Origin of the sequence: Bacillus sp. hwrm1 (genome assembly GCF_040207805.1) — a bacterium.
Lineage (GTDB): Bacteria > Bacillota > Bacilli > Bacillales > Bacillaceae > Bacillus > Bacillus velezensis.
Map to the genome: position 1 here is coordinate 613,052 of NZ_CP157943.1, position 12,355 is coordinate 625,406.

The following is a 12,355-nucleotide window of genomic DNA, read 5'->3' on the forward strand; positions in this document are numbered from 1 at the left end:
TTTTTTGGGCATTACTTCTGGTCTTCTGTATTGCGTGTCAGCACTTTATCGATTAAGCCGTATTCTAAGGCTTCATCAGCTGATTTGAAGTTGTCGCGGTCTGTATCGCGCTCAATGACTTCAAGCGGCTGGCCGGTACGTTCAGCAAGCACTTTGTTTAATTTGTCGCGAAGCAAGAGAATGCGTTTTGCCGCGATTTCAATTTCTGTCGCCTGTCCTTGCGCTCCGCCAAGCGGCTGGTGAATCATAACTTCACTGTTAGGAAGCGCGTAACGTTTGCCTTTTTCTCCGGCTGCAAGTAAAAATGCTCCCATAGAAGCGGCCATACCGATGCAGATCGTGGATACTTTCGGTTTAATGAACTGCATTGTATCATAGATTGCCATACCGGCAGTGATTGATCCGCCAGGGCTGTTAATATAAATGGAAATATCTTTTTCAGGGTCTTCCGCTTCAAGGAATAAAAGCTGTGACACGATGGAGTTCGCAACGTTGTCATCAATCGCAGATCCAAGCATGATAATACGGTCCTTCAAAAGACGGGAGTAAATGTCATAAGCTCTTTCTCCGCGGTTCGTTTGTTCAATGACTGTAGGTATTAAATTCATAATGCTCCTCCTTCACCTTTTAGGTAAGTATGTATTTACATGATACATTTTTGGTCAATAAAGGTCAAACAAAACGCTGACCAAAATGCCAACCTTTTCTTCTAACACCATTTTTCCCATAAAACAAAAAGTTCAAACAGCAAAGTGGAAATGAGGATGATCAGCGCCGGAGCCTTGAGAAAATGATATGGCCGGAGCGCTCAAAATAGACCGCAATCGCGTCGCTACGTACGGCTTTTGGAAGGGTCTGACTACGTTGTCCGTCCTTCCAAAAGCCGTACCGGCAAATATGTTTCCAGCGGCAAATCATCAAATTCGCCTTCAATTTCTTTTGCTAAAATCTCGATGGCTGTTTTGGAAATCAATTCAATCGGCTGCTGGATGGTCGTTAAGTCCGGCAGAACCGATTGAACGGTTTCAGTGCCGTCATAACCGATCACTTTTAATTGATTCGGGATGTCTATTCCCCGTTTTTTGGCCTCGGTCATCACTGCAGCCGCCATGATATCATCGCTGGCAAAAATTCCGTCGGTGTCAGGCTGTTCATCGAATAATGTTGAAATAATGTCATGGTAATGCTGATAAAAGGGTACTTCATATGTAATAGGCTTCCGTCCGTGTTCATGCATAACGTCTTCGTATGCTTTTCTTCTGAGGTTTGCCGGTGTTTCGAGTTCAATCGGGCCGTTGATATGGACGATGTGCCGGCACCCTTTTTCAATCAGCAGTTCTGCCGCCTTTTTTCCGCCGTCATAGTTGTCTGAGCCGACGACGGGAATCGTGTCCGATAAGTAATGATCAATGGCGACAATCGGCAGATTTTGCTTGTGATCATTGAGAATTCCCCGGTTGTAAGTCACGGCGATCACGCCGTCCACTTGGTTTCTTATCAGCATCTCCAAATACTTTTCTTCCTTATCCTTTCGATGTAAACTGTTGCAAAGCAGCAGTTTGTAGCCCATGGACGTACAAATGCTTTCAATATGAAAGGCGAGTTCGCCGAAAAACGGATTGCTGGAGTTTGGGATGATAAGCCCTATTAAATTGGTTCGTTTTCGGAATAAAGAGCGGGCCAGATCGTTTGGAAAGTAATTGAGTTCTTCCATCGCCTTGTACACTTTTTCTTTTGTTTTTTCGCTGATATAGCCGCGGTTATTTAATACCCGCGAAACGGTTGTAGATGAAACTCCCGCTATTTTCGCAACATCATGAATGTTAGGCTTCATTCCCGTGCCCTCCTGCTTACTGAAATGGCTTACAATTTCCGTCACGCACTTATTTTAGAGAATCAGGCTGACATGTGCAAGGACATTCCGTGTTTCTGTTTTCATATAAAGAGGGTGCGTTTTGTTTGATTAAAATAATCAGAAAATAATATGTCAACCGATTGACATGTGGAACCGGTTGACATACAATTCTTTTTGAAAGCGCTTTATTCGCAGAGTGAAGGGAAGTGACGGGTATGGAGAGATGGCTGGCGGCAATAAAGTGAAAGAATCGAGCAACGGTGTAAAGTAAGCGCTTACTCAGAGCTCGCATGTATGTGATGAAAATGAAGAAGGAAGTATGCGGCTCTAAAACGGCTATTAAAAGGTCCTATTAAAGGAGCGGTGCAAATGAAAAGCTCAAAAAGTCTGTATTGGAAACTGAGTGCTTATTTCTTCTTTTTCTTTTTTACTTGGTCTTCCAGCTATTCTTTATTTGCGATTTGGTTAGGACAGGAAATCAATTTAAACGGATCAGCGACAGGCATTATCTTTTCTGTAAACGCCGTATTTGCTCTCTGCATGCAGCCTCTTTACGGTTTTATCTCTGACAAATTGGGGCTGAAGAAAAAGATATTGTTTATGATCAGCTGTCTTCTCATATTCACGGGTCCGTTTTATATCTTCGTCTATGGGCCGCTTTTACAATACAACGTCTTTCTTGGCGCCGTTGTCGGAGGCTTATATTTGGGAGCCGCTTTTTTGGCGGGGATAGGCGCGATTGAAACGTACATTGAAAAGGTCAGCCGTAAGTATGATTTCGAGTATGGAAAATCAAGAATGTGGGGCTCGCTGGGCTGGGCGGCGGCTGCATTTTTTGCAGGGCAGCTTTTCAATATCAATCCCAATATCAACTTCTGGATCGCGTCTGTTTCAGCCGTCATATTAACGGCCATTATCATGTCTGTGAAAATAGAAATGACCGATCATGAGAAAAACAGAGCGGATTCGGTCCGGTTAAAAGATGTGGGGCGGCTCTTTTTACTAAGAGATTTCTGGTTTTTTATGCTGTACATTATCGGGGTGACTTGCATTTACGGCGTATATGATCAGCAGTTCCCGATCTACTATGCGTCTTTGTTTCCTTCAGTGTCGATGGGTAACCAAGTATTCGGCTATCTTAATTCATTCCAGGTGTTTTTGGAGGCTGGCATGATGTTTCTTGCGCCTTTTATCGTCAATAAGTTCGGGGCGAAAAACAGTTTGATTTTAGCGGGGTTTTTAATGGCTTTCCGCATCGTCGGGTCCGGAATTGCAGTTGGGCCTGTAGGCATTTCATCAATGAAACTCATCCACGCACTGGAATTGCCGATTATGCTGATCGCCGTTTTTAAATATTTGGCTGCCAATTTTGATACGCGTCTGTCGTCCGTCCTTTATCTCGTCGGTTTTCAATTCGCATCTCAGGCAGGCGCGTCGATTCTGTCGCCGCTTGCGGGAGGATTATATGACAGTGCGGGGTTCCGTCAAACCTATCTCATCATGGGAATCGTCGTCTTTGGTTTTACCGTCATCTCCATATTTACTTTATTGGGCCCGAAACAAAACAGCAGGCGTGTCCAGCGTCTGCAAAAAATCGGATAGAGAGGATGTTACAAATGGATAGAATTCAGCAGGCGGAAGAAGCTTTGAAGGAAGCCGAGGGTAAAGTGAAACAAAGATATCGATTGGGGTACCATATTATGCCCCGGGCGAATTGGATCAATGATCCGAACGGTCTTATTCAGTTTAAAGGAGAATACCACGTCTTTTTTCAGCATCATCCGTATGATGAGCATTGGGGGCCGATGCATTGGGGACATGTAAAAAGTAAAGATCTCATTCATTGGGAGCACCTGCCGGTTGCCTTAGCTCCGGGCGATGCATTCGACCAAAGCGGCTGTTTTTCGGGAAGCGCGGTCGATGATCATGGAAGATTAGCCCTCATCTATACAGGACATAATATAATTGATCAAGAGAAAGACCTATTCTATCAAACTCAAAATATCGCTGTCAGCCAAGATGGAACCGTGTTTGAAAAGCTTCAGGAAAACCCTGTTATTGCGGAACCGCCGGAAGACAGCGCCCGTCATTTCCGCGATCCGAAAGTATGGAAGCATCGCGATGTTTGGTATATGGTCATCGGCAACTCTTCAAAAGAAAACGTCGGACGGGTCGTTTTATACCGTTCACCTGATTTGCGTGATTGGGAATACGCGGGGGTTCTCGCCCAAAGTGACGGTAATCTCGGCTATATGTGGGAATGTCCTGATTTCTTTGAATTAGGCGGCAAGCATGTCCTGCTGATTTCGCCCCAGGGGATCGAGGCGGACGGTGATTCATATCAAAATTTACATCAAACCGGTTATTTAATCGGTGACTATCATGATGAAACAAACAAATTTACACACGGCGCTTTTAAAGAACTGGATCACGGCCATGACTTTTACGCCGTGCAAACATTATTAGATGATAAAGGACGCAGAATTGCTATCGGGTGGATGGATATGTGGGAATCTGAGATGCCGACAAAAGCGGACGGATGGTGCGGTGCACTGACTTTGCCGCGAGAACTGACTTTGCGTGATGATCATAAACTTTTGATGAATCCCGTGGAAGAAACCAAGCAGCTGCGGAAAATGGAATATCGGGAATGTGCCGGACGATCGGTTTCAGGGAGTTACTTGACAAAGACATCCGAAGACCTGCTTGAAGTCCGAGCCGTGTTTGATGTAAACGATTCCGATGCCGAAGCGGCAGGCTTTAAGATTCGCGGCCTTGACGAAGAAGAACTTGTGCTGACATACAATCTAACGGATAAAAAGCTGACACTTGATTGCACCAAGATGGGGAAAGCGAAAGACGGTGTGAGAAGGGTGCAGACGGATACAAACGGCAAGCTGGCGCTGCGTATCTTTATTGACAGATCCTCAATTGAAGTATTCGCCAATCATGGAGAAACGACGATGACAAGCCGTATCTATCCGAATGAAGGCAGATTGGGGATTGAGCTGTTTTCTGAGAAAGGCGCCGTAAAGGTTGAGGAATTCACCTATTGGACGTTAAAGGACATTTGGAAAAGAAGCTGAAACGGGTGATTACCGCTTTTTTTGCAGTGTTTGAAAATGTACTGAGCCGGGGGCAGTCCGCCTGAAATGGGTTTTTTGTGAAAATCAATGCCGGTAAACGATGCAGGATTATGCTGCATGAGGACGCTGCATAATCCTGTTGTGCATTATCAAAAAAGAGTTGCTTTCTGCGCGTTTCTTTATTATAATATAAAGGTATCTGATTGAAAAAACGTGCGCTCGTAGCTCAGTTGGATAGAGCGGTGGTTTCCGGTACCACGTCTGTCGGGGGTTCGAATCCCTCCGAGCGCGTCTCAGTTAAGACGATAGGAAAAACCTCGCAGATGATAAATCTGCGAGGTTTTTTTATTTTATCTTGTTTTGAAACTGTTAACAAATGTGTCTCTGTTATGTTCGGTGCCGGCAATCAGCCGCGCACTTTCGCTGATCCGCTGTGCGAGAGCTTTTTGCGCCTTGCCTTCAAAGCTGTTCAAGAGTGCTGAATACACTTCATATAATTCATCTTTCAACGTATCCATTTCGAATGTCGGTTTCAGCGTTCGGCGGACTGTTTCCAGTTTCATCCCCGCTGCCTGCGTCATCCCTGTTTTCAGCATTTGCCGCTGCAGCCTTTTCTTCATCGGGTCGTCCTTGTGTTCTAAAAGTTCGTCTAATGTCGGCATTATGTATACACCTCTATCATCTTAACCAGTTTGCGAGCATCTGGTCTTTTTCCTGAAATTCGTCTGCTATTTTATGTAAGAATCCGCCGATCTCTTCAAGATCCGTGATCGCCGCCTGCAAAGAATCAATAAACGCCTGCTCAGCCTGAGTGTCATAAAAAATCGGGCCTTTATCGTAAGATAGCGCAATATCTTCAATGGTATTGGTCACGTCCTGTGCTTGAAGCTGATCATACAAGCCGTATCCGACTTGACCGTAGAATTCCGTTTTCAGCTCGGCGATTTTTTCATCGTGCTCCTGATAGGCGTTCTGCGCTTCTTTTTTCATCGTCCGCAAATCCTCAGCCATGGCCTGCACCTTTTCAGCCAGCTTCTTTGCGTTTGTCGGCGTTACTTTTATCGCGTCGCCGCTTCCGATCGCACCGGCCGGCAGAAGAGCGCCGAGGTTTTTGTCAAAGACTAATTCATCTCCGTTCGGATTTGCGATAGTTCCGTTTCTGTCGAACACGAAATTTGCTTCGTTTAAGCCGTGTGTATCCGGATTTCTCAGAATGACAGTAGTGAAGAAATAAGCGAGATTTTTTCCGATCTGCTCGCTCAATTTCCCATCAAGCCGCTGGTTTCGGCTGAACTGTGAGAGCGAGGGGTTTTTCGTATAAATTGTTGTCCCGTTGTGGCGGTCATATTCGTTCCAATAACCTGCCCCGACCATGTCGTCCGGATTGATAATTGACCGGATGTAAGGATCGTAAATGCCGCTGTTGATCTCTTTCTGTGTTTCCTCATCGTGCAGTTTCACGACGGAAGGACTGTTAAACGCGACGGCATACACATTATTATTCACCGCGCTGTATTCGGCCTCAGCGCCGCCAAGTGAATGGCCGGTTGTTGAAATAATCGTTGACGTTCCGGCATACTTTTTCTTTACGCTGCGTACCAGCTGATCGGCTTGATCGATTTGCGAAGTTTTCGTTATCAGCTTATACTTTCCGGTTGTGAGCATGGCGTCTTGAGAGGGCGTTCCGTGATAGGTTCCAAGTGTTTTCGAGGTATCCTTTGCGTCTTTTTTTACAATATAATGTACTTCTGTTTTCGGATCATTTCCGAAAACAATATTGCCGCCGTCCGCTTTTACGCCGTCATTAATCGGGTCTTTTCCGATATCGGTTCCCGCAAAGGCGACGACCACGTTTTCAGGGTTTTTTGATTTTGTCCAGTTACCGTTGTTCTTTTCAGCTTGTGACAGAACAACCGCGTCAAGTCCGGTATCGTTGTCCGATTTTATTTGATCGACGTACCATCTGGTGGAAGATTTAAATTTTAATGGCTTTTGTGTTTCTAAGTGATTCTTAAGAGTTTCATAATCATAAGATACTTGGCTTAAATAAAAGTATTCTCGGTCACTGATATTTGTTACATTGATGTTTTTAGACATGTACAACACCCCGGAGTTGATGTAAGATTAATCTAAGAAAGGATGAGTTTATGAAGAAATACATAATTATCCTAATCTCTGTAATAATTATAGCATTAGGAGGTATTTACATGAAGTACCAACATGATAAAAAAGAAGCAGAACAAGAACTTTTTATCCAAGCGAAAAATAAAATGAAAAGCTATATAAAAGCTAATTACAAAAATATAAAGCAAATTACATACATTAACGATTATAAAATAAATCCTATGGGTGGTATTTCCGTGAAGGGGTACTTGAATGGTAATAAGGAAAAAGAATTTTTCGGGCTTTATGACAAAACGAATGATGAAATAGGAGTTTCGTCAGTCGATGCGGAAGAGAAACCTGAGTGTCAGGAAAAAGAATGTGAATACTAAAAAGACGTTGGAATAGAGAAGAATTCTTTATGTTTATTTTATTGATTTAGCTGGCGAAATTACAGTTTAGTGATATTTGAATAATGTAATACCAAACGAATTTGCCGGTTTATATGATCCTCCAGATGACAAAATAGGGAGCTCCTCTGTGGATGCGGAAGAAAAATCTTAAGACGCCTAACTGGCGTCTTTATTTTTGTATTGGCTGGCCTCAAAAACTCTAACGGATAAATCCCTTTCCTTAAAGAGTAGCCATTCTTGTTTTTCTCCTTGTAATACACTTCTTTTTTCGGATCATTTCCGAAAACAATATTGCTGCCGTCCGCTTTTGCGCCGTCATTGATCGGATCTTTTGCGATATCGGTTCCCGCAAAGGCGACGACCACGTTCTCGGGGTTTTTTGATTTGATCCATTTTCTGCTTTTTGTCTTGATGCCTTTTGAGAATACAAAGGCATCAAGCCCCGTATCAGAACCCTGCTGCGCTTTCTCAACGTACCAATATGACGCTTACTTATTTTGTAAGGAGTTTTATATTTCATATGCAGGGCTAACATTTTATAATTGTAAGCTGCTTGACTCAAACAAACGGTAATATTCTTTATCTGTGACATCAGAGACGGTTATTTCTTTTCCTTTTGTGAAATATACATCACCTTTCTTATATTGTAAAATAGTTCCGAAAGGATGATACGCATGAGAAAATACATTATTATCCTAATTGTTATAATTATAGCAGTGGGAGTTTTTTTCGTGAAGCATCAATATGATAAACATAAAAACGAAGAAAAACTTGTGATTGAGGCGCAAGAGCACATGAAGAATTACTTGAAAAAAGACTATAAAAATGTAAAGGAAGTTCATTTTTCAAAAGACTACAATATCGATCCGACAGGCGGAGTTGAAGTTTCAGGCTACATAAATAATAATAAAGAAAAAGAATTTTCCGGTATATATGATCCAACGAATAAGGAGATAGGGATTTCAGTGGTCAATGCCGAAGAAAGGTAAAATACCCACCTCAGGATGAGTGGGTATTTATTTTGTTTAATTATCTTACAAGATTCGAGATATGTTTCTCATACAGTTCAAACCTATTCCTGAGATCAATCGCCTCTACCGTCTCATTTGTCGAGGTATCCCCGATATTAACGGTACAAATATCATGACAACTCAACGATAGGAAAAACGTCAGATCAGCATTTCACTCGCTTTAAGTTCCAATCTTAACTTGTCAGCAACAATCGCGATGAATTCTGAATTGGTTAGCTTTGCTTTTGACATGCTGAAAGTATATTCATATCGAGTTTTCGCTCATTTCGTTTACTTAAGAACGACAGTTATTTATAGGAAGGGGTTGATTTCCAAATGAAGAAAAAGTACATAATTATCCTTATTTTAATAATTATAGCAGTTGGGGGACTTTTTATGAAGCATTGGTATGATCAAAAGGAAAAAGAGTTTGCTCTACTCGAAGAAGCCCAGAATCATATGGAAAAGTTTTTAACAACGAACTATAAAAATGCGGATGATATCCATTTTTCTGAGAATTATTATATTAATCCAATGGATGGTATTAGTGTTAAGGGTTATACTAACGGAGAAAAAGAGTTTGAAGGTCTGTATGATCCAGGCAATAAAGAAATATTATCATATACGGTTGATGCCGAACCAAAAGAAGAATGTAAAGATAAGCTTTCTTTGTACAAGATAAATTAGCCTGCTCACTTGAGCTGGGCTAATTTTGTTTTATTGCTAGGATATCGCGAACCATCTTTCTAGTCCGCGAGCTGCATATGGTGCATGAAGCGGTAATGAATTTACACTAAACGAAAAAGACAAGGGTTTCGGCATTTGCCGCCCTTGTCTTTTTTGTTGAACACCTCTTTTTCCGGGTAAACTTTATCAGAGGCAGCTCATTATTTGACAGTCCATTTTAACAGCGTTACAATTAAACGTGTAAATAGTTACATGTTTAAGTGAACATAATACCTCGGGAGGTGATACGTCTTGAAGGAACCTTCTTTAAAAAAAGTGATGTCTCTGCAGATTGAAGTGGATGAACCGATCGTTGCGGGGCAGACTGGATTAGGGAAAAGGCAGTTGATTCCGATACGGGGCGGAACGGTCAGCGGCGCCGTAAAGGGACGTGTGCTTCCGGGCGGGGCAGATGCCCAGATCATTCGTCCGAACGGCCGGGTCGATCTTTCTGCCAGATATGCGCTGGAGACGGAGGAGCAAGAGGTCATCTATGTAGAGAACAACGGCATCCGCCAAGTCAGTGAACCGTTCCGCCAACAGGCTGCAGAGGGGCGCATCATTGATCCCGAGCACACGTATTTCCGCACTGTGCCTGTGTTTGAAACAAGCAGCGAGGCATATCAGCATCTGCAGGACCGGCTGTTTATCGGGGCTGCGGTCCGATTGCCGGATGACATTCGGTTAGATATTTATGAAGTTCAATAATAAGATGGAGAGTGAGTCAACATGGAAAACTTTATCGGAAGCCATATGATTTACACGTATGAAAACGGCTGGGAGTATGAAATCTATATTAAAAATGATCATACGATCGACTATCGGATTCATAGCGGAATGGTAGGCGGCCGCTGGGTGCGCGACCAGGAAGTGAATATCGTCAAGCTGACAGAAGGCGTATACAAAGTGTCATGGACTGAACCGACAGGCACAGATGTTTCCTTAAACTTTATGCCGAATGAAAAACGGATGCACGGAATTATTTTCTTCCCGAAATGGGTGCATGAGCATCCGGAAATCACGGTGTGCTACCAAAATGATTACATTGACGTGATGAAAGAATCACGTGAGAAATATGAAACGTACCCGAAATATGTCGTTCCCGAGTTTGCGGATATTACGTATCTCAACAATGCGGGAATCAATAACGAAACATTGATTTCAGAAGCGCCGTACGAAGGAATGACCGATGAAATCCGTGCGGGAAAATTAAAATAAGAGAAAAAACCCGGCAGCTTGGCCGGGTTTTTTGTATCCTTTTACGACAGGGTTTTGGTCATGATAAAGTCGACTTGTTTATCATCCCCCATATAAAAAGAGTGTTCTCCGGTTTGGACAAACCCCATTTTTTGATAAAAGGCGATTGCATTTTCGTTTTTTTCCCATACGCCCAGCCAGATGTTCTTTTTATTGTGTGCTGTTGCGATTTTCACAGCTTCATTCAGCAGATATTTGCCAAGCCCGTGTTTCTGATGGCTTTTTCTTATATAAATTCTCTCAATCTCAAGAGAATCATCCCCCATTTTTTCTGACTGTGCTTCGTTCATGTTGACTTTTACATACCCCGCAAGGTCATTATGATAATAAATAAAATAAAATTGAGAAGACGGATTGGATAATTCCTTTTTCAGCTGTTCAGAGCGGAATGCATTTTCCAAATAAGCTTTCATATTTTCTGTTGAATTTTGATCCTTAAATGTATCATTGAATGTTTCAATGCTTATCTCCCGGAGCTCTGTTATATCGTTAAGGCTGCACTTTTTTAATTGAATACTCATGGTCATACAGCTCCTTTCTTCATTTATCATATCAGCTGTTTTTTTGTTGTATTTGCAATGAAAATACCGTATAGTAAACATACCGTATTTTTGTTGTATTTGCAACATAAAATAAGAAAATGAGGACGATAAAGTGAAATATGTTTTTTATGTTTTAGGAATCATGATCTTGACCTTTGGTATTTCTGTCACGATTCAATCAGATCTTGGAACGTCTCCTTTTGATGCGCTTATTGTGGGATTATCCGTCCATGCAGGGCTTACCGTGGGAAGCTGGGAAATCATCATCGCTTTCCTGTTAATTTGCTGTAATTCAATGTTAAAAAGACAAAGACCGGAATTTACAGGGATGATTACGGCGTTTATAACGGGAATCGGGATTGATATGTGGCTTTTTTTCCTGCACCGAATCATAACGCCTGAACTATGGTACGGAAAGGCGGGCTGTTTTGCAATCGGTTTAGTTGTGATAGGGATAGGAACCGCAACCTACCTGCACACAAATTTCGCCCCGATCCCGGTTGATCGGTTAACGCTAATTGTCCGCGAATTAACCGGGAGAAGCATCTTTTTTTCAAGAACGGTCATTTACTTCATATTTTTCATACTGGCCGTGATGCTAAAAGGTCCGGTAGGCATCGGAACGTTATTAACCGTTTGTTTAGGAGGGGTCATTCTCCATTTCTTTATGCCGATTACCGGAAGATGGATAGACGGCATATTAACAGCATCTCCAAAGCAGGAAGAAACGAAAACCCGGTAACGGCGGTTTTTACCCGATTCTATTATTTTTCATTTCACCCGCATGTTTAAGGTATAATAAAAAAGGGGGAGGGATTTTTATGAGCGGTCAAAGAAAGCTCGTTTTTTACGGAGCTGTCAGCGCAGATGGCTATCTTGCGCGGGAAAATCATTCTTTAGATTGGTTAATCGGAACTGAAGGTGAAGACAGCACCGATTATGAAGCTTTCTATGAATCTGTCGATACGATCATCATGGGCAGAAAAACATACGAGGACATATTGGTTTTATTGCCTGAGGAATTTCCGTACAAAGGTAAAGAATGCTATGTGTTTTCGCGGACATTGACCGGGGGCACTGAACATGTGCGGTTTATTCATGAAGAGCCTGCCGATTTTATAAAAGCATTGAAACGCCAAGAAGGCAAGCGGATTTGGATTGTCGGCGGGAGTGATCTGCTGCACCCGGTTTTGGAGGAAAAACTTGTCGATGAGTTTATCATTCAGATCGCCCCCGTTCTGCTCGGCCGCGGAATTTCTTTGTTCAAACCCGGAGACCGGGAGACAGGGCTGAAGCTGACTGATGTCAGGCGCTATAAGCAATTTGCGGAGTTGCATTATGAAGTGAGATAAAATGAAGTGTA

At 42.6% G+C, this 12,355-nt stretch carries 14 protein-coding genes, 1 tRNA gene and 2 pseudogenes; 10 read left to right on the forward strand and 7 right to left on the reverse strand.

Annotated elements, in window-relative coordinates:
• Positions 1-11: 11 nt before the first annotated feature.
• Together clpP and ABK447_RS03155 are read right to left on the reverse strand one after the other, a co-directional pair.
• Complete coding sequence (clpP, locus tag ABK447_RS03150) at positions 12-608, reverse strand: ATP-dependent Clp endopeptidase proteolytic subunit ClpP (RefSeq protein WP_003151513.1); 597 nt, start codon at positions 606-608, stop codon at positions 12-14.
• Between the two features lie 251 nt (positions 609-859).
• The gene (locus tag ABK447_RS03155) at positions 860-1,834 is read right to left on the reverse strand and encodes a LacI family DNA-binding transcriptional regulator (RefSeq protein WP_038464299.1); all 975 of its coding nucleotides are present in this window, start codon (positions 1,832-1,834) and stop codon (positions 860-862) included.
• Positions 1,835-2,224: 390 nt separating this feature from the next.
• On the opposite strand from ABK447_RS03155, the gene ABK447_RS03160 reads away from it, so the two are divergent.
• From ABK447_RS03160 to ABK447_RS03170, 3 genes are all read left to right on the forward strand, one after another.
• The gene (locus tag ABK447_RS03160; protein ID WP_038464296.1) at positions 2,225-3,457 is read left to right on the forward strand and encodes an MFS transporter; all 1,233 of its coding nucleotides are present in this window, start codon (positions 2,225-2,227) and stop codon (positions 3,455-3,457) included.
• A 14-nt stretch (positions 3,458-3,471) separates the two neighbouring features.
• Positions 3,472-4,941 carry a glycoside hydrolase family 32 protein gene (locus ABK447_RS03165; RefSeq protein WP_038464293.1) on the forward strand — a complete coding sequence of 490 codons (1,470 nt, stop codon included), beginning with the start codon at positions 3,472-3,474 and terminating at the stop codon, positions 4,939-4,941.
• A 215-nt stretch (positions 4,942-5,156) separates the two neighbouring features.
• Positions 5,157-5,232: transfer RNA gene (locus ABK447_RS03170), tRNA-Arg, on the forward strand.
• A gap of 59 nt (positions 5,233-5,291) precedes the next feature.
• On the opposite strand, the gene ABK447_RS03175 is transcribed toward ABK447_RS03170, so the two are convergent.
• Both ABK447_RS03175 and ABK447_RS03180 read right to left on the reverse strand, forming a co-directional pair.
• Entirely contained in the window at positions 5,292-5,603 is a 312-nt protein-coding gene (locus ABK447_RS03175) for a hypothetical protein (protein WP_025649315.1), read from the reverse strand.
• Positions 5,604-5,619: 16 nt separating this feature from the next.
• A complete protein-coding gene (locus tag ABK447_RS03180; protein WP_099320007.1) occupies positions 5,620-7,038 on the reverse strand; it encodes a lipase in 1,419 nt (472 codons plus the stop codon).
• Between the two features lie 110 nt (positions 7,039-7,148).
• Between ABK447_RS03180 and ABK447_RS03185 the strand changes: the two genes are divergently transcribed.
• On the forward strand, positions 7,149-7,436 hold the full coding sequence (locus tag ABK447_RS03185; RefSeq protein ID WP_017418857.1) for a DUF1433 domain-containing protein: 288 nt from the start codon (positions 7,149-7,151) through the stop codon (positions 7,434-7,436).
• A gap of 272 nt (positions 7,437-7,708) precedes the next feature.
• On the opposite strand, the pseudogene ABK447_RS03190 reads toward ABK447_RS03185, so the two are convergent.
• Positions 7,709-8,110, reverse strand: a pseudogene (locus ABK447_RS03190) (lipase); the annotation flags it as partial.
• A gap of 21 nt (positions 8,111-8,131) precedes the next feature.
• Here ABK447_RS03190 and ABK447_RS03195 point away from each other — a divergent pair.
• A complete protein-coding gene (locus ABK447_RS03195; protein ID WP_020954330.1) occupies positions 8,132-8,446 on the forward strand; it encodes a DUF1433 domain-containing protein in 315 nt (104 codons plus the stop codon).
• A gap of 180 nt (positions 8,447-8,626) precedes the next feature.
• Here ABK447_RS03195 and ABK447_RS03200 read toward each other — a convergent pair.
• Positions 8,627-8,737, reverse strand: a pseudogene (locus ABK447_RS03200) (sporulation transcription factor Spo0A); the annotation flags it as partial.
• A 66-nt stretch (positions 8,738-8,803) separates the two neighbouring features.
• On the opposite strand from ABK447_RS03200, the gene ABK447_RS03205 reads away from it, so the two are divergent.
• The 3 genes from ABK447_RS03205 to ABK447_RS03215 all read left to right on the forward strand — a co-directional run bounded on the left by ABK447_RS03205 (position 8,804) and on the right by ABK447_RS03215 (position 10,411).
• A complete protein-coding gene (locus tag ABK447_RS03205) occupies positions 8,804-9,154 on the forward strand; it encodes a DUF1433 domain-containing protein (protein ID WP_063636474.1) in 351 nt (116 codons plus the stop codon).
• A 291-nt stretch (positions 9,155-9,445) separates the two neighbouring features.
• The gene (locus ABK447_RS03210) at positions 9,446-9,901 is read left to right on the forward strand and encodes a DUF3237 domain-containing protein (RefSeq protein WP_094031316.1); all 456 of its coding nucleotides are present in this window, start codon (positions 9,446-9,448) and stop codon (positions 9,899-9,901) included.
• Positions 9,902-9,922: 21 nt separating this feature from the next.
• Entirely contained in the window at positions 9,923-10,411 is a 489-nt protein-coding gene (locus ABK447_RS03215) for a phenolic acid decarboxylase (RefSeq protein ID WP_033575180.1), read from the forward strand.
• 41 nt (positions 10,412-10,452) lie between these two features.
• On the opposite strand, the gene ABK447_RS03220 is transcribed toward ABK447_RS03215, so the two are convergent.
• Positions 10,453-10,971, reverse strand: coding sequence for a GNAT family N-acetyltransferase (locus tag ABK447_RS03220; RefSeq protein WP_031378298.1), 519 nt, complete (start codon positions 10,969-10,971; stop codon positions 10,453-10,455).
• Positions 10,972-11,104: 133 nt separating this feature from the next.
• Between ABK447_RS03220 and ABK447_RS03225 the strand changes: the two genes are divergently transcribed.
• Entirely contained in the window at positions 11,105-11,734 is a 630-nt protein-coding gene (locus tag ABK447_RS03225; protein ID WP_015418276.1) for a YitT family protein, read from the forward strand.
• Between the two features lie 79 nt (positions 11,735-11,813).
• Positions 11,814-12,344 (forward strand): dihydrofolate reductase family protein, encoded by a 531-nt coding sequence (locus ABK447_RS03230; RefSeq protein ID WP_063636472.1) that lies wholly within the window; start codon positions 11,814-11,816, stop codon positions 12,342-12,344.
• Positions 12,345-12,355 lie beyond the last annotated feature (11 nt).

Coding starts and splice junctions, on each gene's coding strand:
- ABK447_RS03185 (WP_017418857.1), top strand. CDS start 7,149: ATGAAGTACCAACATGATAAAAAAGAAGCAGAACAAGAACTTTTTATC.
- ABK447_RS03160 (WP_038464296.1), top strand. CDS start 2,225: ATGAAAAGCTCAAAAAGTCTGTATTGGAAACTGAGTGCTTATTTCTTC.
- ABK447_RS03215 (WP_033575180.1), top strand. CDS start 9,923: ATGGAAAACTTTATCGGAAGCCATATGATTTACACGTATGAAAACGGC.
- ABK447_RS03230 (WP_063636472.1), top strand. CDS start 11,814: ATGAGCGGTCAAAGAAAGCTCGTTTTTTACGGAGCTGTCAGCGCAGAT.
- ABK447_RS03205 (WP_063636474.1), top strand. CDS start 8,804: ATGAAGAAAAAGTACATAATTATCCTTATTTTAATAATTATAGCAGTT.
- clpP (WP_003151513.1), bottom strand. CDS start 608: ATGAATTTAATACCTACAGTCATTGAACAAACGAACCGCGGAGAAAGA.
- ABK447_RS03220 (WP_031378298.1), bottom strand. CDS start 10,971: ATGAGTATTCAATTAAAAAAGTGCAGCCTTAACGATATAACAGAGCTC.
- ABK447_RS03180 (WP_099320007.1), bottom strand. CDS start 7,038: ATGTCTAAAAACATCAATGTAACAAATATCAGTGACCGAGAATACTTT.
- ABK447_RS03155 (WP_038464299.1), bottom strand. CDS start 1,834: ATGAAGCCTAACATTCATGATGTTGCGAAAATAGCGGGAGTTTCATCT.
- ABK447_RS03195 (WP_020954330.1), top strand. CDS start 8,132: ATGAGAAAATACATTATTATCCTAATTGTTATAATTATAGCAGTGGGA.
- ABK447_RS03175 (WP_025649315.1), bottom strand. CDS start 5,603: ATGCCGACATTAGACGAACTTTTAGAACACAAGGACGACCCGATGAAG.
- ABK447_RS03165 (WP_038464293.1), top strand. CDS start 3,472: ATGGATAGAATTCAGCAGGCGGAAGAAGCTTTGAAGGAAGCCGAGGGT.